The sequence below is a fragment of the Halomonas sp. DN3 genome (assembly GCF_024137905.1).
Classification (GTDB): Bacteria; Pseudomonadota; Gammaproteobacteria; order Pseudomonadales; family Halomonadaceae; genus Halomonas; species Halomonas litopenaei.
In genome coordinates this window covers 3,419,565-3,439,397 of record NZ_CP099965.1, presented here as the reverse complement: position 1 = coordinate 3,439,397, position 19,833 = coordinate 3,419,565, and the positions used below count along the sequence as shown (strand labels likewise).

The window sequence follows — 19,833 nt, the reverse complement described above, 5'->3', positions numbered from 1 at the left end:
TGTTGTGGGTTCTGCGGTGCAGAGGCCGAGCGGTCATGCTCAGAAGCGCTCGAGCCGATAGGGCGACAGTGGCGGGAGTGGCGATGGTGGCGGGAGTGACACCGGGCCGGATCCGGTCGCTGGGCCCGTCCGCCCCGTCGCCAGGCGGGCGACAAGCTGTGCCGTCACAGCGGCCTGGGTCAGTCCCAGGTGGTGGTGCCCGAAGGCCAGCAGCACGCGGCCGTCCCGGACGCTGTCGATGATTGGCAGCGAATCGGGAAGGGAAGGGCGAAAGCCCATCCAGGGCTTGGCATCGGTGCTGTCCAGGTCGTGCTCGAACAGACCCTGGCTCAGGCGGTGGAGCTGCCAGGCGCGGGCCATGTTGGGGGGGCGCTTGAGGCCGGCGAATTCGACAGTGCCGGCCAGGCGCAGGCCGTCACTCATCGGCGTCATGATGAAGCGGCGCTCCAGCGAGGTGACCGCCACCGGCAATCGGTGTCGCTCTGCCGGCAGCATCAGGTGATAGCCACGCTCGGTATCCAGTGGCACACGGCGACCGCTGAGGTCTGCGGCCAGGGGGGCCGAGTGGGCGCCGCAGGCCAGCAGTACCCGTTCACAGTCCAGCGCCCCCGAATCGGTCTGGAGGCTGACGCCCTGGCCATGGACACGGGCAGTGCGTACCTCTGCCGTGGCGAAGGTAACGCCTTCCTGGCGGGCGGCGTCGACCAGGGCCCGGGAGATGGCGGCGGGGTCGACCACATGGGCGGTGGCGGGAAAGAAGAGGCCGCCACGGAGCTTGGCCGAGAGGGACGGCGCGAGCTCGCGTATGGCGTCGCCCGACCAGGATTCGAGGGCTACCCCCTGGGCCGACATGGCACCAGCCAGCTGGTCGATCCGAGGCTTTGACAGGTCCTGCTCATAGACCAGCAGCGAGCCGTCTTCCTTCATCAGATGGCGACCATCGATCGAATCGAGCAGCTTGCGCCAGGCGTCCAGGCTGGCCTCGTTGAGGGCGCGAATCCCGGCCACGCTGCTGGCGTAGGGGGCTGAGCGCAGGTTCAGCAACAGACGAGTGAACCAGGGCAGGGCGCGGGGCAGGTAGCGCCAGTCCAGTCGCAGCGGCCCCATCGGATCACGCAGCATGGCGGGAAGCTGCGTCAGAATCGAGGCGTCGGCGATGGGAAAGACCTGCTCGGTGGCCATATGCCCGGCGTTGCCGTATGACGCCCCCATGCCGGGAGCCTGACGATCCAGTACCTGCACCGAAAAGCTCTGGCGGCGTAGCTCGAGTGCGCAGGTGAGGCCGATGACGCCAGCACCGATCACGGTAATGCGCGTGTCGCCGGGTTGGCGGTCTTGTCGCGAGCCGGGTGAACCCATGGTTTGCCTCTGCAGCGTTTGTCTTTGTCGATTGTATAAAATATAAGATAGGTGCCCTTTCGGATCAATAGGGGCGATATTCAACGTTGTCGTTATCCGCTGGGGCGGTCTGCATGGGCGACGCACCGAGGGGGAGCACATGAACGACGTGCTGGGGCCGGAGCGCAAAGGAATGCGCCGGGTTCGGGGCGCATGAAAAACCGCGCCGTGTTCGGGGCGCCGAGAAAGCCGTGCTGGGGTCGGAGCGCATAGGAAGCCGCGCCGTGTTCGGGGCGCATGAAAAACCGCGCCAAGGGGATGGAGCGTCAGGACGGTGCGTTCAGGGCAGGGCCTTGAACAAGCCAGCGCAAGGGGGAACCTTGATGCCAGGCGGCTGGCGCCGACGGGGGCGATAACGCCACTGGCAGGCCAAGGGCGACGACCGCGAAAGCGGGCAGCTCACCCGCGGACGTTCAGGGGGCTATGGCGTTGACGCCAGGGTTCTAGCGAGTCGGCGCCCGCAAGGCGCCGACAGGGCAAGCACAAGGGGAGGGATGGCGCATTAGTCTGCGTCGCCGCGCTGGGCGCGTTCTTCGAGCAGGGTCACGATGCCTTCACAGGCTTCCTGAATATGGCGCTGGAGCAATTCGCAGGCCTCGTCGGCCTGGCCCTGGCGGGCGAAGTCGAGCAGCCCATGGTGTTCGCGCTCGGCCTTTTCGATCTCCTGGGTGTAGAGCAGTTGCATGCGGATGTAGCGATCCGACTTGGTGTTGAGCTGACTGATCAACGCCAGGGTTTCGGGCAACCTGGCCGGTGCATAGAGGGCCTGGTGGAAGGCGAAATTGTACTCGCTCCAGTTGTCGATCTCGCCGCCGCTGTTCAGGGCATCGTCGTACTTCTCGAGGATGCGCTCTGCCTTGAGCAGGTCGTCTTCCGTCAACTCGCTGATGGCATGGCGCAGGACGTAGGTCTCGAGCAATACTCGCAGGTCGAACAGTTCGCGAATCTTGGCGACCGACAGTTCGGTGGTAAAGGCACCGCGGTGGGCATGGAACTCGACCAGCCCTTCGGACTCCAGGGTCAGCAGGGCTTCGCGCACGGGAATACGGCTGACGTCATAGTCCTTTGCCAGGGCATCCTGGCGCAGCTGGGTTCCGCCCTGGAACTCTCCGCCCAGGATACGCCTGCGCAGGTCATCCGCGACGAACTGTGCGCGTGTCTTGAAAGTCGCCATAGCCTCTCTCTGCCCATCGGATGTTATTGCACACTGTATACAAACCGCGATGAATGTCCATGGGCAGGCGGCGGCCCCAGGGGGCCGCCGCCTGGGCAAGGGACCTGATTCAGGCCTCGCGCTTGCCGTCGACGAGGCGGCCAAGGGCCCAGGGGTTGTCGTCGCGCAGTGCCTGGGGCAACAGCGCTTCGGGCAGATCCTGATAGCACACCGGGCGCAGGAAGCGCTGGATCGCGGCGCTACCCACCGAGGTGGTTCGGGCGTCGGAGGTGGCGGGGAAGGGGCCACCATGCACCATGGCGTGGCATACCTCGACCCCGGTTGGCCAGCCGTTGACCAGGATACGTCCGGCCCGGCGTTCGAGGATCGAAAGCAGGCCGCGGGCCGTCTCGGTATCGCCGTCGTCCATCTGCAGGGTGGCGGTCAGCTGGCCCTCGAGACCTTCGGCCAGCGCCTTGACCTCACTTATGTCGGCACACTCCAGCACCAGGGACGTCGAACCGAATACCTCGGCCTGTAGTGCTTCGTCGCCGAGAAAGTCACTGGCCGTGGCCACGAACAGACCCGCCTGACACTGATTGACACCTTCGCCTTGCGGCCCGCGTGCGATTTCTCGGACCTTGTCGCTGTCGCCAAGGGTCTCTACGCCCTGGGTGTAGGCGTCATGGATACCCGGGGTCAGCATGGTCTGGGCGCCCGCAGCCTTGACGGAGTCGGCGGCCGACTCGATGAAAGCGTCCAGGGCCTCGCCCTTGACCGCGATCACCAGCCCCGGGTTGGTGCAGAACTGTCCGGCACCCATGGTCAGTGAGCCGACAAAGGCCTCGCCGAGGTCCTTGCCGCGGGCCTTGAGCGCCTCGGGCAGCAGGAACACCGGGTTGATCGAGCTCATCTCTGCGTAGAAGGGGATGGGGTCCGGTCGGCGCTGGGCGCTTTGCCACAGGGCCATGCCGCCAGAGCGAGAGCCGGTGAAGCCGGCTGCCTTGATGCGGCGGTCCTCGACCAGCGCCTGGCCTACCACGCGGCCGGAGCCGAAGATCAGCGAAAACACGCCTTCGGGCAGCTCGCACCGGGCCACCGCCTGTTGTACTGCGCGGCCGACCAGCTCGGACGTGCCGGGGTGGGCCGAGTGAGCCTTGACCACCACCGGGCAGCCAGCGGCCAGGGCCGAAGCGGTGTCGCCGCCGGCCACCGAGAAGGCCAGCGGAAAGTTGCTGGCACCGAATACCGCGACAGGCCCCAGGGCGATCTGACGCTGACGCAGTTCGGCACGGGGCATGGGCTGGCGTTGTGGCTGGGCAGGGTCGATGCGAACGTCGAGCCATTCGCCCGCGCGTACGGTGTCGGCAAACAGTCTGAGTTGTCCGCAGGTGCGTCCGCGCTCTCCGGCAAGGCGGGCCTGGGGCAGGCCGGTTTCCTGCATGGCGCGCTCGATCAGCGCATCGCCGAGTGCCTCGATTTCCGATGCGATGGTCTCGAGAAAACGAGCGCGTGTCTCGAGCGTGGTTTCGCGGTAGTCATCGAAGGCGGCCTCTGCCAGGGCGCAGGCGCGCTCCACCTCGGCCTGGCTGCCGCCCGGGTAGGCCGGCTCCAGGCGCTTGCCGGTGGCGGGGTCGATGGCGTGGATCGGCGCCTGGCTGCCAGTCACGGCGTCCTGTCCGATCAGCATCTTGCCTTCCAGTGTCATTTGACTCTCCTGTCGAGGGGGAAGTGCGGGAAACAGCATGGGCGAAAGGGGTGTTGTGCCAACGCCCCTGTCGCCCATGCCGAAAACAACAGGAGGCCCGGCGTCGAGCGAGCCTCCCCGGTGGTTTCAGGACATGTCGGGCTTCAGGACAGGTCGAGCGAGGCTGACCAGCCGGCGTACCAGGTGCGGAAGAGGTCGTACTGGGTCTCGACGTAGCGACGCTGGGCATCACTGAGGGCGTCGCTCTCGTTGAAGTGCAGGCGATACTCTTCGTCACCGTTGAGCACCATCAGGTGCTTGTAGTAGAGCACCAGGTCGGCACCTTCATCGAAGGAGGACAGCACCCCCAGGGCCTGCTCGAGTTCCTGGGCCCGGCGGCGGGCCTCGACATCGCCCTTGGCAGCCTTCTTGCTGAGGGCCACCAGCGTCAGCACCTCGTGGGGCAGAGCATTACCGATGCCGGTGATGGCGCCGGTGGCGCCGCAGTTGACGAAGCCATGGAAGACGGTGGTGTCGACGCCGACCATCAGGGTGACCTGATCATCCTGGGAGGTGATGTGCTCGGCGGCGTAGCGCAGGTCATCGGCGCCACCGAATTCCTTGAAGCCGATCAGGTTGGGATGCTGGCGACGCAATTCGAAGAACAGGTCGGCGCGGGTGGCAAAGCCATAGTAGGGGCTGTTGTAGATGACCGCGGGGAGGTCCGGCGCGGCGTCCAGGATCGCGGCGAAGTGTGCCTTCTGGGCGGTCACCGAGGTGCCGCGAGACAGCACCCGGGGAATCACCATGAGGCCATGGGCGCCGACCTTGGCGGCGTGGGCAGCGTGGGATACCGCTTCGCGGGAATTGACCGCGCCGGTGCCGACGATGGTGGGGATGCCGGCTTCCACCAGGCGGGCGACGCCTTCCTGGCGCTGGGCCTCGGTCAGCAGCGGCCAGTCGCCCATGGAGCCACAGTAGACCACGCCGCTCATGCCGGCCTCGATCAGTTCACGGCCCTTGGCGACCAGGGCGTCGAAGTCGGGCTGGCGGTCCTTGGTGCACGGGGTCATCAGGGCGGGGATGCAGCCGGTGAAGATATTGTCGTTCATGTCGGGTCCTTGAGTGGGACGATGTCACGGGTCAGGGAGGCGCCGCCCTTCTTGGGCAGCCGCCGATGGGTAAAAACGTCAATGGCCGTCGTCGGGTACTGGGGCGCCAGCCGCTGGGGCTTCAGCCGCCGATGCCCCAGGCGAAGGGGTCTTGCTCGTCGATCAGCAGGGTGCTGTCGGCGCTCATGAAGGCGCGTCCGGTGATGCTGGGGCGGATCTGATCGCCCTGCCATTCATAGCTCGCCTCGAACAGGCCGCCGCAGACGCTGGCCTGGCGCCAGCGTTCGCCGGGAGCGAGCTTGCCGTCGGCGGCCAGGCACGCCAGCTTGGCGCTGGTGCCGGTACCGCAGGGGGATCGGTCGTAGGCCTTGCCGGGGCACAGCACGAAGTTGCGGCTGTCGGCCTCGTCGTCATCGGCGAACAGCTCGATGTGGTCGATTTCGCCCCCGTTATCGCCGGTGATGCCCTGGCCTGCAAGCGCCTGACGAATGGCCCAGGTATAGCCGGTCAAGGTCTCCACATTGTCCAGGGCGATGCGCTGTCCATGGTCGCTGACCAGAAAGAACCAGTTGCCGCCCCAGGCAATGTCGCCATGGACCATGCCGTGGCCGGGCACTTCCACCGCGACCTGCCGGCGGTAGCGGTAGGAGGGGACGTTGCGCACGGTCACGGCACCGTCAGCATGCAAGGTCGCCTCGACCTGGCCCACCGGCGTGTCGATGCGGTGGTCGCCGGGGCTGAGGTGGCCCAGGTGATGCAGCGAGGCGACCAGGCCGATGGTGCCGTGACCGCACATGCCGAGGTAGCCGGCGTTGTTGAAGAAGATCACCCCGCAGGTTGCGTCCTGAGATACCGGCTCACAGTAGAGTGCGCCGACCAGCACGTCGTGGCCGCGGGGCTCCAGCATCACCGCGCGGCGCCAGTGGTCGTGTCGGTCGCGCAGACAGTCGCGTTTCTCGGCCATGGTGGCGCCGGCAAGCGTCGGAAAGCCGTCCATGACCAGGCGCGTGGGCTCGCCGGCGCTGTGGGAATCGATGACGTGTACGCGTTGCATGGAGTACCCCGGTTTGTTGTCGGTTGTGGTGATCGACGATCATCTGGGCGTCGTTGATCAGGTTTTATATTTTATACAATCTTCAAGAGGCGTTGTGAAGTCATCAAAGAGGATTCTTCGCGGGCGACGGGAAAGCCGGTGTCATGAGCGGAGAGGAAGGCCTGTGGTTGGGCGCTTTGCCGACACGGGGGGTGGTCAGCCAGAGGGCTCGTTGTCGGCCGAGGCACACGTCACAGGGCGCGGGGGCTGGCGCGAGCAGGAAGAGCGGCAGGCACAGGAAAGACCGGGAGGCCGGCGCGGAAGGACAGCGGTTGGGTACGAAGGGCGAGCAGCAGGCACAAAAAAGGCGAGGGGCAGGGCCCTCGCCAAGTCGTCAAAAGGAGGGGGCTGGTGTCATTGAGCGGTGATCACGCTCATCACCAGGTTGCCGTCGACCTTGACCGGGCCGTCTTCGCTGGCGCCCAGGGTGTATTCGAAGATGCCGGTCTGCATGCCGCCGTCCTCGCCGTGGAGCATCAGCATCAGATGTTCGCCGCTGCTGACCTCTTCGGTCAGGATGGCCGCGATGTCGGTGTTCTCACCGGCCTTGAGCGGGGCGTGACCGACGACGCGCCCTGGTTTGTGGCTTTCGTCGGTACGGTGGACGACCAGCCAACCGTTGTTCTCGGCGACGATGCGATCGGCGGTGACGGTGCCGCTCTCCACCGACTGATCTTCGGCCCAGACGCCGAGATGGCCGGCTTCGTCCATCTCTCCATGGTGGGCGGCCTGGGCGCCGGTGGCCAGGGTGGCTGCGCCGACGAGGAGGGCTGAGGTGATGAGGGTACGTGCTGCCAATGGCTTGAACATGGTGATGGTCTCCTGGTGTTGCTGATTGGCTTGCCGAAGGTGCTCCACGACAGGATGGCTGCCGAGTTGATAACAGCTACGTGCCGATGCCACCGAGGGTTTCAGGTCATCGAAAAAAATGTTGTGCCCTGACGCCAAGGCGAGAGCCGACGTCCAGATAAAAAAGGCCACTCGAACGAGTGGCCAAGCAGGGAAGTCGTGGTGCGGGGCGTACGCCTCGAGGGTGTCGAAACCCACGCCCGCCACGATGACCCCGCCATCGGCCATTGCCGGTGGCGGGGTCATCGACTAGCTACGCAGGGAAGGCGAAAAGGTTTCAGTGAGGGCTGAAATTCTCAGAGACGCTGGCCGCCGCTGGGCTCGGTGGGGTACAGGTAGCCGTGGATAGCGGGGCCGGTAGGCTGGCCGGTGGGCGAGCCACCCGGAGGCTCGACGCTGATGCCAAAGGTGGCATGCTTCAGCAATTCAGGTTCGTAGTCGCGCAGGGCGGCCTGGTCGAGGCTCAGGTCATCGTCGAGTACACCGACGGACCGGGGAGCGGAGCCCAGATCATCATGCTTGATCCAGAGCTGATAGGAGCGGTCGGGCAGAGGTTCGGCGCTGACCGGGCGGACATGCAGGCGGCGCTGCTCCAGGTTGACGCTGAGCATGAAGGCGGGCTGGCGATCGTCCTGCTGGAACACCGCCACAAAGTTGGACTCACTGGTGGACGGCGACGGCTGTGCCAGCAGCACCGCCGCCAGGATGACCGCCGCGGCGCTGGACAGGCCGGTGGCGGCCTTCCAGAAGGCCAGGCGGCGGTGCAGCGGCGTGACGCTGGCGGTGCTCGGGGGGGCGTCGGATGCCGTATCGCCACGCGCGGCGTCCTCGATGGCCTTGATGCGTTGCTGGATAAGCGGCAACAGGTCCGGGCCCGGGGTGAGGTCCTGGATCTCGTCGGCCAGAGGCGCCAGCCGGCTCTCCCATTCACCGATACGCTGCTCGAGTTCGCTGTCGTGTTGACGCTGGCGGCGCACCCTGTCGCGCTCGTCACGATCCAGGGTGCCCAGCACGAACTCGGCGGCCAGCATGTCCTTGTCGTCGCGGTCGCTCATGATCCCAGGCACCCCTTGAGTTGTTTCAGTGCACGATGCAGCCAGGTCTTGACGGTATTGACCGGCTGGTCGAAGTGGCTTGCCAGTTCGGCCCGCGACCAGCCCTCCAGATAGGCCAGGCGCACCATTTGCTGCCGGCTCTCTTCCAGTTCATCAAGGCACAACGTCAGCTGTGTCGACGTCTCGTCCTGGTGACGCTGATCGTAGGCGGAGGGCGTCTCGGCGACCCAGTTCTCGAGGATACTGTCGCTCTCGGTGGGCCGTGTCGGTGCCTTGCGTAGCTCGTCGATGGCCGCATTACGGGCGATGGTCACCATCCAGGTGATGGCGGAGGCGCGCTCGCTCTCGAAGCGTCCGGCCTTCTGCCAGATGGTCACGTAGACCTCCTGGATGACATCGTTGGCCCAGGCCTGCTGCTTCAAGATACGTAGCACCGTGCCGAAGAGTTTCGCCACGCTGGCCTCGTACAACTCGGCGAAGGCATCCCGGTCCTTGTCGGCGACTCTGGACAGCAGATGCACCAGCCGCTCCGGGGAGGACAGCGGCGGGGATTCCTGGTGCGCCGGGGGTGGGGCGCGAAAGGCATTGGACATGGCGGCGATCTCTGCGCTGCGGAGTGTTGTTGTCGTGGTGGCAGAAGGGTGACGCTGCCTGACCGGCAAGGTCAAGCAGCCTGTAACGACGGTATCGGGCTGCCGTTTAGACGATGCCAGTGGGGTGGGAAGGTCTGCCTTCAGGCTCGAGCCCGGATAGGCGGGCCTCGCGCACCGGCGTATCCCGGGTGACGTGTCGGGGTTCCGCTGCGGCCGCTGCCACGAGGTGACCCTTGGCCAACAGTGCCTTGAGCTCTTCGGCCGGGACCGGTTTGCTGAACAGGTAGCCCTGGTACTCGTGGCCCTGCAGCTGGCGGATAAAGGCCAGCTGTTCTTCGCTCTCGACACCTTCTGCGATGATATGAAGCCCCAGGCACCTGGCCAGCGAGATCACCGCCTGGACGATGGCCGCGTCCTGTTCGCAATCGACCACGCCTTGCATGAAAGTGCGGTCGATCTTCAGACGGTCCACGGGCAGATACTTCAACTGGGTCAAGTTGGAATAGCCGGTGCCGAAATCGTCGATGGACAGCAGCACACCCATGTTGCGCAGGGTACTCAGTACTTCCAGGGCGCGATCAGGGTTCTGTACCAGGGTGCTTTCGGTCAGTTCGAGTTCCAGCAGGTGAGGGGGAAGCTCCGATTCGGCAAGCGCAGCCTCGATGGTGGCCACGAAGCCGCGATGATTGAGCTGAATGGCCGAGATGTTGACCGCCACCGGCAATGGCTCGCCGGACTCCTTGAGCCACTCGCTCGAGAACCGGCAGGCGGTGCGTAGCACCCATGCGCCCAGGGGAAGGATCAGGCCACAGTCTTCGGCGACGGGAATGATCTCGTCAGGAGTGACCTGGCCGAGTTCCTCATCGTGCCACCGCAGCAGCGCTTCGACGCCAGAGACCTCACCGCTGTCGACGCGGATCTTCGGTTGATAGGCCAGGCTCAGGCGATCCTCCTCGATGGCCTGAGTCAGGCGTCGCTCGAGGGTACTGCGCCGGTCCGCCTCGGAGGTCATGTCCAAGGCGAAGAACTGGAAGTTGTTGCGTCCCTGCTGCTTGGCGCGATACATGGCGGCGTCGGCGTGGACCATCAGGGCGTGCTTGCTGCGCCCGTGGTCGGGGTAAAGGCTGATGCCCAGGCTGGTGGAGACCTTGACCATGCTGTTGCCGATCTGGAAGGGCTTGTCCAGCGAACTGACGATGCGCTGGGCCAGCGCTTCAGCGTCGCCGCGCCTGGCAACCTGATGGGTGACCACCATGAATTCGTCGCCGCCCACCCGGGCGACCAGGTCGCTGTCGCGCACCGCCATCTGCAGGCGTCGGGCCGCGCCCTTGATCAACTCGTCACCCACATGGTGGCCGAGGCCGTCATTGACCTGCTTGAAGCGGTCCAGGTCGACGAAGAACACCGCGAAGGTATCGATGTTGTCCTCGAGCAGTTCATCGAGGTGCTCCTCGAGCTTCAGTCGGTTGGGCAGTTGGGTCAGGACGTCATGATGGACCAGGTCCTTGAGCTCCTGATTGGCCTGCTGTAGCGAACGTGCCAGCTGAGCATTGCGCGAGGACAGATGGGCGTCGTAGATCGACATCATCAACGCTGCCAGCATGATGCAGGTGGCGATCAGCGCCACCACGATGGCCAGCCGGTCGGTGCCGATGCCCGGGGCCGAGGCCGAGTAGCTCAGGGTGCGGTAGCTGGTGGCGGCCATGCCGGTGTAGTGCATACCCGAAATGCCTGCGGCCATGACCAGCGAGGCCAGGCCACGTTGCCACAGCGGGGAGCGTCCCCCCACCGGGTTGAGTCGAAAGGCCAGGCTGAGGGCGACCGCCGAGGCCAGCACGGCGATGACTACGGACAGGGCAAACAGGTCCGGTCGGTAGCGCAGGCTGTCTACCGACAGCATGGCCTCCATGCCGATGTAGTGCATCAGGCAGACGCCGCTACCCATGATCAGCGCGCCGACGGCCAGGCGAGGACCGGTGAGGTGGCCTGACTGCACTGTTGCCAGTGCCAAGGCGGAAGCGAGAAGGCTCGCCAGCAGGGACGCCAGGGTAAGGGGGATCCCGTAGGCGAAGTGCGAGTCGGGGTCCATGGCCAGCATGCCGACGAAGTGCATCGACCAGATGCCGGTGCCCATGGCGAAGGCACCGCCGGCAAGCCACAGGTGGCGGGCAAGGCCCTGGCTCGCTCTGACGCGTCCGGCGAGATCGAGGGCAGTGAGCGAAGCGATGGCGGCGATGCCAAGGCTCAGGGCGACCAGTGCCGGGTTGTAGGACGCAAGCGAGTGGTCCATGCAGGTGAGATCCTTGAGAGTAAAGTATTAGTATCGGCCAGGTGTCGCATTCACTTTACCCTCAGCCTTGTGCAGGAGGTGAGGCAATCTCCTGAAAAGCCAGCTTTTCTTAAGTTTCTGACGGAGTCTGGAGGGGGGATCTGTGGGTCGGTGGGGGAGCCGCAGGCCCTGCCGGGTATCCTCGGCGGGACGGGGTAGCAGAAGATAACCGTGCCGCCCGGGAGAAGGCTGCGCTTCTCCCGGGGGACTCAGGGTGTGTACACGCTAGCCATTGGCGGTGCACAGGTACTTGGTCTCGAGGTATTCCTCCATGCCCTCGAGGCCGCCTTCACGACCGAGGCCGGACTGCTTGACGCCGCCAAAGGGGACCTGGGGCCCGGTGATATCCATGGTGTTGGTACCCACCATGCCGACTTCCAGACGTTGCTGGTAGCGACGGATGCGCTGCTGGTCCTTGGCATAGACGTAGGCGGCCAGACCGTAGACCGTGTCGTTGGCAGCGGCGATGGCCTCGTCATCGCTGTCGAAGGCGCGCACCGGGGCGAGGGGCGCGAAGGATTCTTCACTGGCGATGCGCATATCATCGGTGAAGTCGGCCACCAGGGTCGGCATGAAGAAGCGTGGCCCTGGGGCCTGGTCCTGGCCGCGACCGAGCACGCGCGCCCCCCGGGATCTGGCGTCCTCGACCAGTTCGCGGGCCCTGGCCACCGCGTCGCGGTTGATCAGCGGGCCGATCTTGCTGTCCTCATCGAAGCCGTTGCCCACCGGCATGTCATTCATGCGCTGGGTGAAGCGCTCGATGAAGGTGTCGTAGAGAGAACGGTGGACGAACAGGCGGTTGGCCGCCACGCAGTCCTGGCCGCTGGTCTGGAAGCGGGCGGCGATGGCGCCTTCCACGGCGGCGTCCAGGTCGGCGTCCTCACAGACGATGAAAGGGGCGTTGCCACCCAGCTCCATGGCGCTGCGCTTGACCGTGTCGGCGGCCTGAGCCAGCAGCGTCCGGCCGACCTCGGTGGAGCCGGTGAACGACAGCGCGCGAACGCGATTGTCGTCACAGACCTTTTCGGAAAAGCGCTTGCCGGGGCAGGTGAGGACATTGAACTCGCCCCGGTTCAGCCCGGCCTGTTCGGCCAGTCTGGCCAGGGCAAGTGCGCAGAAAGGGGTCTGGCTTGCTGGATTGACCAGGGTGGTGCAGCCCGCCGCCAGCGCGGCCCCGACCTTGCGGGTAATCATCGCCAGCGGGAAGTTCCAGGGGGTAATGATGGCCACCACGCCGACCGGCTGGCGCAGCGTGCCAAGCGAGATGTCGGGGTCATCCGAGGCCAGGGTATCACCGGCGATGCGTCGCGCCTGGCCGGCAAACCAGCGCAGGAAGCTGGCGGCGTATTCGACCTCGCCACGGGCCTCGGCCAGGGGCTTGCCCTGCTCCAGGGTCATCAGGCGGGCCAGCGCCTCGGCGTTGTCCTGCATCGCCTGGTACCAGGCCATCAGCGCGTCGGCGCGCTCCAGGGCGGGGGTGTCACGCCAGCGCTCGAAGGCCTGGCTGGCGGCGTCGATGGCCTCGCCCAACTGGTCCTCGGTCAGCTGGGGCACCTTGCCGATGGTCTTTTCGGTGGCCGGGTCTTCGACCTCCCGGGTCTTGCCGTCACTGGCCTCGACCCAACGTCCGCCAAGATAGGCATGGTCTGTCATCAGCTGGTTCTCAGGGGTGTGCATAGGGGCAATCTCCTGAAGAAGTTCCGTTTCCGACCTCCCCAAACTACGCTGCAACGAGCATGTCCTCAAGCCGGGCTCGGAGTGGTAGGGTGGGGACGAATCGACACCGGACGTCCCTGTGGATCCCCCGCAGTGGCGATGACAGGAGGTCCCATGAACGTTCGCAGTGAAGGCGTGGTGATCGTAGGTGGTGGTGCCGGCGGCCTCGAGCTTGCCATCCGGCTGGCCAAGGCAGGCCACAAGGACGTATTGCTGATCGACCGTAGCGCCACCCATGTGTGGAAACCGCGGTTGCATGAGCTTGCCGCCGGTTTTCGGCGTGGCGAGGTCGATGAGCTGGACTACGCAGGGCTCGCCGAGCACTGGGGGTTCGGCTTCGAGCGCGGTGAACTCGCGGACATCGATCCCGAGGCGCGTACCCTGACCCTGGCCGAGTGGCACGAAGACGACGGTCGGGTGAGGGTGCCCGGTCGCTGCATCGGCTACCAGGCGGTGGTGCTGGCGATTGGCGGGGTGACCCCGGACATGGGAGTGGAGGGCGTGCTCGAGCATGCCCTGATGCTCGACAGCGAGGCCGACGCCGAGCGACTGTTCGAGCGCTTCTCGACGGGTCTGCTGGCACATCGCGCCAAGCAGAGCAGCGATCCCTTCCATATCGCCATCGTCGGTTCAGGGGCCACCGGGGTAGAACTGGCAGGGCTGCTGGCCACCGAGGCGCGGGCCTCGAGTGTGGCACCACGGGAGTGCCAGCCCAGGGTCAAGGTGACCCTGCTGGAGGCGACCGATACCTTCATGCCAGGCATGGAGGATGAGGTGCGCCAGTCCATCCGCAAGCGCCTTTTGAATGTCGGCATCGACATTCATACCGAACAGCAGGTCAGTCGCGTCGATCGCGACCGTCTGACCACCGATGGCGGCGACGAGTTTCCGGCGGACCTGACCATCTGGGCGGCCGGACGCGTGGGGCCGCCGGTGGCCGATTCGATCGACGCGCTGGCGACCAACAAGAAGCGCCAGTGGCGGGTGAAGCCGACCCTGCAGAGTGTCGACAGTGATCACGTCTTTGCGCTGGGTGACTGCTCGGTTATCGACGACGAGCCCGCACCGCCCACCGCCCAGGCGGCCAGCGAGCAGGCAGAACACCTGGCCAAGGAATTGCCGCGTTTTCTCGCGGGGGAAACGCCCGCGCCCTTCGTCTACGAGGACAAGGGTACCCTGCTGTCGCTGGGTGAGGCCGGCAGCGTCGGCGAAGTGAAAGGCTGGTTCGCCGACGACGTCCAGCTGCGCGGGCGACTCGCACGGGCGGCCTACCAGGGGCTGCAGCGTCAGCACCAGTTCATCCTGCTGGGGCCGCTCAAGGGTACCGCCGAGGCGCTGAGCGACGTCCTCGGCCGCTCGGTCGGGCCGCGCCTCAAGATCCACTGATCACGCGTTGTGTGGGGTGGCGGCCGACGCCGTATTCCTGCGATATCGTCGGCGGCCGCTCGACTCAGTTCGGATCGATGGTCAACAACAGGCGCGTCTCCCCTGCCTGCTGCGCCGGGCTGCGGTGTACCAGTCCGCGGCCCTCGTTGCCGCTCCAGCCGTCTCCCTTCAACAGTGCCAGGTCGCCGGTGCCCAGCCGCTGAATGGCATGGGCCTGGCGAAGCGTCTCGGGCTTGTCCGGCGAGGGCGCGCCGAGCCCGGCGCGATTGACCGCAGACTCCGGCAGCCATTCGCTGCCCGGCCCCCGATAGCTGGTGACCAGTCGCACCGGCAACTTGTCGCAGTGAAAGCGTGGACACATGGCGCTGTCCAGCAGACGTAGCCGTACCCCCAGGGTGTCGGTGTCGAACAGCATCGCCATGGCCTGGGTCAACAGCACGACGTCGTCTACCAGCGGGCCGGCTTGCTCCGGGGCGGGCATGCTGCGCCGGAGTTCGCGCTTCATGGCGGCGTCGGGAACTCCCAGCCACTGAAAGCTCCAGCGACGCTCGGTATCGCACTGTGCCTGGATGCTGTGTTCCAGGCTGGGGGACAGCGCGCGCTGCATCACCGCGATGGTGATGCCTTGCTCGAAGATGCGCGGCAGGATCGAGGCGTCGATACCCTGGGCCCAGTGGACACTTGGCTGCGCCTCGATAGGCGGGACCGGGGCGTCTCCGTCGACGCAGGTGGACAGTGAACTGGACAGCGACATCTTGGCGTCTCCATGGGATGTGTTTACAATGTTATAACGTAACATTTTGAGCATGGAAAGCACCTCGTGCGGCGAGGGGCTTTGCCTCGCGAGCGCACATGGGGAGAACAGGTTCATGAGTGATGCCAGGTTGCCGGTCACGGTGCTGTCAGGCTTTCTTGGGGCCGGCAAGACCACACTGCTGAATCATCTTCTGGCCAATCGCCAGGGCCGTCGGGTGGCGGTCATCGTCAACGACATGAGCGAGGTCAATATCGACGCCGCCCTGGTGCGCGGTGGGCCAGCGGCGTCATCAGGCGAGCCGTCGGGCGAGGTCACGCTGAACCGCGCCGAAGAGCGCCTGGTGGAGATGAGCAACGGCTGCATCTGCTGCACCCTGCGCGAGGACCTGCTGATCGAGGTGCGCAGGCTGGCCGAGGAGGGCCGCTTCGACAGCCTGGTGATCGAGTCCACCGGCATCTCTGAACCCTTGCCGGTGGCGGAGACCTTTACCTTCGCCGGTGAGGACGGCCAGTGCCTGTCCGAGATCGCCAGACTCGATACCCTGGTCACCGTGGTCGATGGCGCCAACTTTCTGAGCCAGTACGCTGAAGCCCGCTCTCTGAAGGAGGCGGGGGAATCGCTGGGCGAAGACGATGAGCGCAATGTCGCCGACCTGCTGGTGGACCAGATCGAGTTCTGCGATGTGCTGGCGATCAGCAAGTGCGACCTGATCTCGGTGCAGCAACTGGCAGAGGTCGAGGCGGTGCTGCGCGCCCTCAATCCCGAGGCCGACATCGTCCACATGGTTCGGGGCGAGGTGGCGCTGTCGCGGGTGCTGGATACCGGGCGCTTCAGCTTCGAGCGGGCCCAGCAGGCGCCGGGCTGGCTCAAGGAGTTGCGCGGTGAGCATGTGCCGGAAACCGAGGAGTACGGTATCTCGAGTTTTGCCTATGAGGCGCGCCGTCCCTTCCACCCGCGCAGGTTTCATGAGCTGCTGCATGGCGACTGGTTCGGTGGCACCTTGCTGCGCTCCAAGGGGTTCTTCTGGCTTGCCAGCCGTCCGCAGTTCGCCGGTCAGTGGAGTCAGGCGGGAGGCATCGCTCACCATGGCCTGGCGGGTCGCTTCTGGCGGGCGGTACCCGAGGAGCAGTGGCCCGAGGACCCGGAGTATCGCGAGGCGATTCTGGCCAAATGGCAGGAGCCCTTCGGCGATATGCGCCAGGAACTGGTGTTCATCGGCCAGAACCTGGCTGAGCATCGCATTCGTCAGGCCCTGGATGAGTGCCTGCTGAGCGAATCGGAGATGGCCCTCGGCATGGACGCCTGGGCCGACTCGGATGACCCCTTCCCGCCCTGGTAAAACCAGGCTATCGACGCTGGTTCAGTCAGTCAGCTCAGGGCGCTCGCTTAGACGATCAAGCCTGCTAAAGGTGCCACCTGCCTGCTGTCGGGAAAGACCTGCTCGGCCAGGGGGGCCAGGTCGAGGCCAAGGTGGTCACGCAGCACCCCCTTGAGAACGGCGCGGGTGTCCTGGGCGGCGATCAGATCACGGTCGTCACGTAACCGGGCGAGCCCCGGCCACTGGCCGTGGACGCGCCCCCCACGGATGGCGCCACCGGCCAGCAGGATGCAGCTGGCGGTGCCATGATCGGTGCCACCGGTGCCGTTGACGGCCACCGTGCGGCCAAACTCGGTGATGACCACCACGGCGGTGTGCTGCCAGCGCTCACCGAGCTTGCCGTGCAGCGCTGCCATCCCCGCATCCAGCTGTTCGAGCTTGCGTGACAGCACCGCGTTCTGGCGAGCGTGGGTGTCCCAGCCGTCGTCCTCCACCATGGCAATCTGGGGGCCATCCGCGGCGGACAGGAACTGCGCTGCCGCCGCCAGGGTGTCCTCCAGCCGGCCACCGCTGTCGACGCCAGTGGGGGCCATCTGCTGCATCGCCAGGGCGCGCTCGAACACCGGGCCCAGTCGGGCATCCTGTCGATAGAGCGCGGCGACCCGCTGGGCCAGCGACGGCTGGGTGGTGCCACGCGCCGACGGTGACCAGGTGGCGAAGGGGGCCGGCCCGCGGATCAACAGCGGGCGCGAGGTGGTGAGGCCCAGCCCCTGGGTGTCGCCGAGGCTGCCCACCGCACGATTAAGCCAGCCGGTGCGGCTTCCTGTGGGGGTGGCGGTGCCGTTTTCCAGGCACTCCTGGGCGTCGAAGTGCGAGCGTCCCTGATAGGGCAGTCCGCAGGCGTGAACCACGGCGAAGTCGCCGGCCTGGTAGAGACGGTGGCAGAAGGCCAGTGACGGATGCAGCGAAAAGGTCCCGTCCAGTCGTGGTGCAACGCCTCCTTCCAGCGAGGCCAGGCTGCCGCGCAAGCGCTGGTAGGCGGGGTCGCTGTCGCAGGGGACGGCGGCGAGGCCATCGAGGGCTCCGCGCAGCAGCACGACGACCAGGCGGCGCTTGCCGAGCGGGGAGTCTGCCGCAGCCAGCGAGGGCCACAGTAGCAGGCTGGTGCCTGCACTCAGGGCCTTGAGAAACTCGCGTCGGTTGAACATGGCGGATTCCGTTGGGTGGTGTCGCGGCGGCGCTCAGCGCCACTGAAACTCGGGGCTTGCCAGCACCATGGCAAGGCCCTGGGTGCGGGGTGCCTGACTGAGCGCCACGGCGGTGGTTTCACGCAGGCGTGGGCCCAGGCTCTGCTGGGCCAGCTCCATGGGTTCGCCGCTGGCGTCACCGGCGTGGCGCTGGGCCACCAGCAGTCGCTTGTTCAAGGCGTCGGCACCGATCCAGTCATTGGCATCATCGCTCCATCCGGCCGGGGCGCCGGCGAGAAAAGGTGGCTGGCCCAGCAGGCGAAGCTGTTGGCCCCAGTCACTGCCATCGGGCGTCGGCGCCTTGCCCAGGGCGCGATACAGCGCGACCAGATATTCCTGCGGACGGCGAAACTTGAGCGCTTGCGGCTGCCACGCCTGGGGGTGGCTGAACAGGGTGCGAAACAGCGCCGACAGGCGACCGTTCTCGCGCTGGAAAGTGGAGGCCAAGGCCGATACCAGCTCACTGGGTGGGTCGTCGGCGACAAAGTGACGGGCAAGCTTGGTGGCAATGAAGGCCGCTGTGGCCTCCTGGCCAGCCACAAAGCGCAGCATGTCACGCCCCTGCCTGGCCCCTCCTGCAGCGAAGCGTCGCCCCAGCAGTTCTCGCTCGCCGCCCTGATGGGCGACGCCATGAAACAGGCTGCCGTAGGGCCCGAGGGCCGGCGCCTCGGCGGATGGTGGCAGTTCGAGTCGTGTCCGCCAACCGGTGATAGCCTTGGCCAGTTCGATCACGTCCTGCTGTTGATAGGGGCCGTCGACGCCGAGGGTATGCAACTCCAGGATTTCCCGCGCCAGGTTCTCGTTGAGCCCGAGCCGTCCGGCAGAGGCTCTGGCACTTCTGGCCAGCGGCGAATCGGGGCCCACCGACGCCGCATTGTCGAGATAGAGCAGCATGGCCGGATGCTGCTCGACGCCCAGCAACATGGCCGAAAAGCTACCCGACACATAGGGCCGGATGGCCTCGCGCTCGAAGGCCCCGGGCAGCAACTGTACGCCGCCGCGGTCGGCGGACACGGTGAAGTGGTTGCTCCAGAACATCACCCAGCGCTCGAGTACCGGAAACGGACTCAGACACTGCTGGCGCCCCCTGGCCTGGATCTCGGCCTGTTTCATCGCGCCAAAACGCTCGAGCAGGGTCGGCAGGCTCTGTGTGGACTTGTCATTGGCGGCGGCCTCGCTCATGCGTCGACGGGCGGCCGCGTGGTCGCGTCGAAAGCGCTCAAAGTGCTCCAGGTAGGTGATGGTGGATGGCAGGGCGGCGAGAGGCTCGATCAGTGGCGCTCGCTCGGCCTCGTCGATCTGCGCCAGTACCCAGCCCTGGGGATCCTGGGCGATCTCGGCAAGCTCACCTGGCCCCGCGCCGAGGCCAAAGCGATTGGCGGCGATTTCCGCCTGAACGAGAGTGGTGGTCACAGCTGACGCCTCCTGTTGGCATGGTTGACGAAGCCTGGGGCAGGACCCCGGGGGCCGGCGCTGGGTTGAGGCCCTGAGGTGAGGCGCTGGGGGGAGGCCCTAGAGACGGCACATCCAAGCAGGACGTCGGGTGTCAGGAAGGCTTGGTGCCAGCGCCGGGGATCGCCAACAGTTTGGCCGGAAAGCGGTGGGGGAGTTCAGCAGAGCGGGGGTGGATGATCGAGCAGGCCCAGCTCCGAGGCCAGGGCTACGCTTACACCGGCCTAAGGCGCACTTTTCGTGCATTTTCGATAGGCGTGTCGCGACAACGCCAACGTCTCAGGTCAGAGCCTTCGGCGGCGGCGCAAGCCATAGGCTCAGGGGGTGTGCAGGGCAATACTCAACAGCACCCGCTTGCCCTTTTCGATTTTCGAGACGCTGTGCTGGTAGAGGTCGGGACGAAACAGGATCACCCGATCGAACAGATTGAAGATCACCTTTTCGGTCTCGAACACTCCGCCGGCCCGTGGGGTCTTCAGGATCAGGTTCAGCTTGTAGTAGCGGCCGCCACCCATGGGATCGTTGTGGCGATAGACGCTGTGGCCTTCGGGGTAGGTGACCAGGTTGGCGGTCAGCCGCCCCAGATCCAGCAGGGTTCGATTGGTGACGCTTGCCATGGGGACTCCTTGGAGGGGCACGGGACGACTCGGTGATGTCGTGTGTGGCCGACATTCAAACGCATTTTGAG

The 19,833-nt window shown here is 66.0% G+C and carries 16 protein-coding genes; 2 read left to right on the top strand and 14 right to left on the bottom strand.

Annotation, left to right across the window (positions count from 1 at the left end):
* Positions 1 to 39 precede the first annotated feature (39 nt).
* From NKF27_RS14850 to NKF27_RS14805, 10 genes are all read right to left on the bottom strand, one after another.
* Complete coding sequence (locus NKF27_RS14850; RefSeq protein ID WP_253552792.1) at positions 40 to 1,359, bottom strand: FAD-binding oxidoreductase; 1,320 nt, start codon at positions 1,357 to 1,359, stop codon at positions 40 to 42.
* A gap of 541 nt (positions 1,360 to 1,900) precedes the next feature.
* Positions 1,901 to 2,572: a GntR family transcriptional regulator gene (locus tag NKF27_RS14845; RefSeq protein ID WP_253552785.1), complete on the bottom strand. Its 672-nt coding sequence runs from the start codon at positions 2,570 to 2,572 to the stop codon at positions 1,901 to 1,903.
* 109 nt (positions 2,573 to 2,681) lie between these two features.
* Positions 2,682 to 4,259 (bottom strand): aldehyde dehydrogenase (NADP(+)), encoded by a 1,578-nt coding sequence (locus tag NKF27_RS14840; protein ID WP_253552783.1) that lies wholly within the window; start codon positions 4,257 to 4,259, stop codon positions 2,682 to 2,684.
* A 143-nt stretch (positions 4,260 to 4,402) separates the two neighbouring features.
* Positions 4,403 to 5,350 carry a dihydrodipicolinate synthase family protein gene (locus NKF27_RS14835; protein WP_045992549.1) on the bottom strand — a complete coding sequence of 316 codons (948 nt, stop codon included), beginning with the start codon at positions 5,348 to 5,350 and terminating at the stop codon, positions 4,403 to 4,405.
* Between the two features lie 121 nt (positions 5,351 to 5,471).
* Positions 5,472 to 6,404, bottom strand: coding sequence for a 4-hydroxyproline epimerase (locus tag NKF27_RS14830; RefSeq protein WP_253552781.1), 933 nt, complete (start codon positions 6,402 to 6,404; stop codon positions 5,472 to 5,474).
* Between the two features lie 393 nt (positions 6,405 to 6,797).
* The gene (locus tag NKF27_RS14825) at positions 6,798 to 7,253 is read right to left on the bottom strand and encodes a hypothetical protein (RefSeq protein ID WP_045992551.1); all 456 of its coding nucleotides are present in this window, start codon (positions 7,251 to 7,253) and stop codon (positions 6,798 to 6,800) included.
* A 335-nt stretch (positions 7,254 to 7,588) separates the two neighbouring features.
* Entirely contained in the window at positions 7,589 to 8,347 is a 759-nt protein-coding gene (locus NKF27_RS14820) for an anti-sigma factor (RefSeq protein ID WP_253552779.1), read from the bottom strand.
* On the bottom strand, positions 8,344 to 8,940 hold the full coding sequence (locus NKF27_RS14815; protein WP_253552777.1) for a sigma-70 family RNA polymerase sigma factor: 597 nt from the start codon (positions 8,938 to 8,940) through the stop codon (positions 8,344 to 8,346). Before NKF27_RS14815 ends, NKF27_RS14820 begins: the two co-directional genes overlap by 4 nt.
* Before the next feature lie 106 nt (positions 8,941 to 9,046).
* A complete protein-coding gene (locus NKF27_RS14810) occupies positions 9,047 to 11,230 on the bottom strand; it encodes a bifunctional diguanylate cyclase/phosphodiesterase (protein ID WP_108450068.1) in 2,184 nt (727 codons plus the stop codon).
* Between the two features lie 264 nt (positions 11,231 to 11,494).
* Positions 11,495 to 12,946 carry an NAD-dependent succinate-semialdehyde dehydrogenase gene (locus tag NKF27_RS14805; RefSeq protein WP_253552766.1) on the bottom strand — a complete coding sequence of 484 codons (1,452 nt, stop codon included), beginning with the start codon at positions 12,944 to 12,946 and terminating at the stop codon, positions 11,495 to 11,497.
* A gap of 153 nt (positions 12,947 to 13,099) precedes the next feature.
* On the opposite strand from NKF27_RS14805, the gene NKF27_RS14800 reads away from it, so the two are divergent.
* Positions 13,100 to 14,371, top strand: a complete 1,272-nt coding sequence (locus NKF27_RS14800) for an NAD(P)/FAD-dependent oxidoreductase (protein ID WP_253552759.1) — start codon at positions 13,100 to 13,102, stop codon at positions 14,369 to 14,371.
* Between the two features lie 64 nt (positions 14,372 to 14,435).
* Here NKF27_RS14800 and NKF27_RS14795 read toward each other — a convergent pair whose 3' ends face one another.
* Positions 14,436 to 15,125, bottom strand: coding sequence for a DUF1826 domain-containing protein (locus tag NKF27_RS14795; RefSeq protein ID WP_253552752.1), 690 nt, complete (start codon positions 15,123 to 15,125; stop codon positions 14,436 to 14,438).
* A gap of 115 nt (positions 15,126 to 15,240) precedes the next feature.
* Here NKF27_RS14795 and zigA point away from each other — a divergent pair, with 115 nt between their 5' ends.
* Entirely contained in the window at positions 15,241 to 16,467 is a 1,227-nt protein-coding gene (zigA, locus tag NKF27_RS14790) for a zinc metallochaperone GTPase ZigA (RefSeq protein ID WP_253552750.1), read from the top strand.
* 47 nt (positions 16,468 to 16,514) lie between these two features.
* Here the strand turns inward: zigA and NKF27_RS14785 are convergent, their stop codons facing one another.
* The 3 genes from NKF27_RS14785 to NKF27_RS14775 form a co-directional block, all read right to left on the bottom strand.
* Positions 16,515 to 17,654 carry a DUF1501 domain-containing protein gene (locus NKF27_RS14785; RefSeq protein ID WP_253552742.1) on the bottom strand — a complete coding sequence of 380 codons (1,140 nt, stop codon included), beginning with the start codon at positions 17,652 to 17,654 and terminating at the stop codon, positions 16,515 to 16,517.
* Positions 17,655 to 17,687: 33 nt separating this feature from the next.
* The gene (locus tag NKF27_RS14780; RefSeq protein WP_253552740.1) at positions 17,688 to 19,106 is read right to left on the bottom strand and encodes a DUF1800 family protein; all 1,419 of its coding nucleotides are present in this window, start codon (positions 19,104 to 19,106) and stop codon (positions 17,688 to 17,690) included.
* Between the two features lie 356 nt (positions 19,107 to 19,462).
* Positions 19,463 to 19,762, bottom strand: a complete 300-nt coding sequence (locus tag NKF27_RS14775) for a hypothetical protein (RefSeq protein ID WP_253552739.1) — start codon at positions 19,760 to 19,762, stop codon at positions 19,463 to 19,465.
* Positions 19,763 to 19,833: the final 71 nt, after the last annotated feature.

Bases quoted from the DNA above. Each gene is read 5' to 3' on its own strand.
- NKF27_RS14820 (WP_253552779.1), bottom strand. From the start codon at position 8,347: ATGAGCGACCGCGACGACAAGGACATGCTGGCCGCCGAGTTCGTGCTG.
- NKF27_RS14815 (WP_253552777.1), bottom strand. From the start codon at position 8,940: ATGTCCAATGCCTTTCGCGCCCCACCCCCGGCGCACCAGGAATCCCCG.
- zigA (WP_253552750.1), top strand. From the start codon at position 15,241: ATGAGTGATGCCAGGTTGCCGGTCACGGTGCTGTCAGGCTTTCTTGGG.
- NKF27_RS14800 (WP_253552759.1), top strand. From the start codon at position 13,100: ATGAACGTTCGCAGTGAAGGCGTGGTGATCGTAGGTGGTGGTGCCGGC.
- NKF27_RS14785 (WP_253552742.1), bottom strand. From the start codon at position 17,654: ATGTTCAACCGACGCGAGTTTCTCAAGGCCCTGAGTGCAGGCACCAGC.
- NKF27_RS14840 (WP_253552783.1), bottom strand. From the start codon at position 4,259: ATGACACTGGAAGGCAAGATGCTGATCGGACAGGACGCCGTGACTGGC.
- NKF27_RS14795 (WP_253552752.1), bottom strand. From the start codon at position 15,125: ATGTCGCTGTCCAGTTCACTGTCCACCTGCGTCGACGGAGACGCCCCG.
- NKF27_RS14775 (WP_253552739.1), bottom strand. From the start codon at position 19,762: ATGGCAAGCGTCACCAATCGAACCCTGCTGGATCTGGGGCGGCTGACC.
- NKF27_RS14845 (WP_253552785.1), bottom strand. From the start codon at position 2,572: ATGGCGACTTTCAAGACACGCGCACAGTTCGTCGCGGATGACCTGCGC.
- NKF27_RS14830 (WP_253552781.1), bottom strand. From the start codon at position 6,404: ATGCAACGCGTACACGTCATCGATTCCCACAGCGCCGGCGAGCCCACG.
- NKF27_RS14850 (WP_253552792.1), bottom strand. From the start codon at position 1,359: ATGGGTTCACCCGGCTCGCGACAAGACCGCCAACCCGGCGACACGCGC.
- NKF27_RS14835 (WP_045992549.1), bottom strand. From the start codon at position 5,350: ATGAACGACAATATCTTCACCGGCTGCATCCCCGCCCTGATGACCCCG.
- NKF27_RS14810 (WP_108450068.1), bottom strand. From the start codon at position 11,230: ATGGACCACTCGCTTGCGTCCTACAACCCGGCACTGGTCGCCCTGAGC.
- NKF27_RS14825 (WP_045992551.1), bottom strand. From the start codon at position 7,253: ATGTTCAAGCCATTGGCAGCACGTACCCTCATCACCTCAGCCCTCCTC.
- NKF27_RS14805 (WP_253552766.1), bottom strand. From the start codon at position 12,946: ATGCACACCCCTGAGAACCAGCTGATGACAGACCATGCCTATCTTGGC.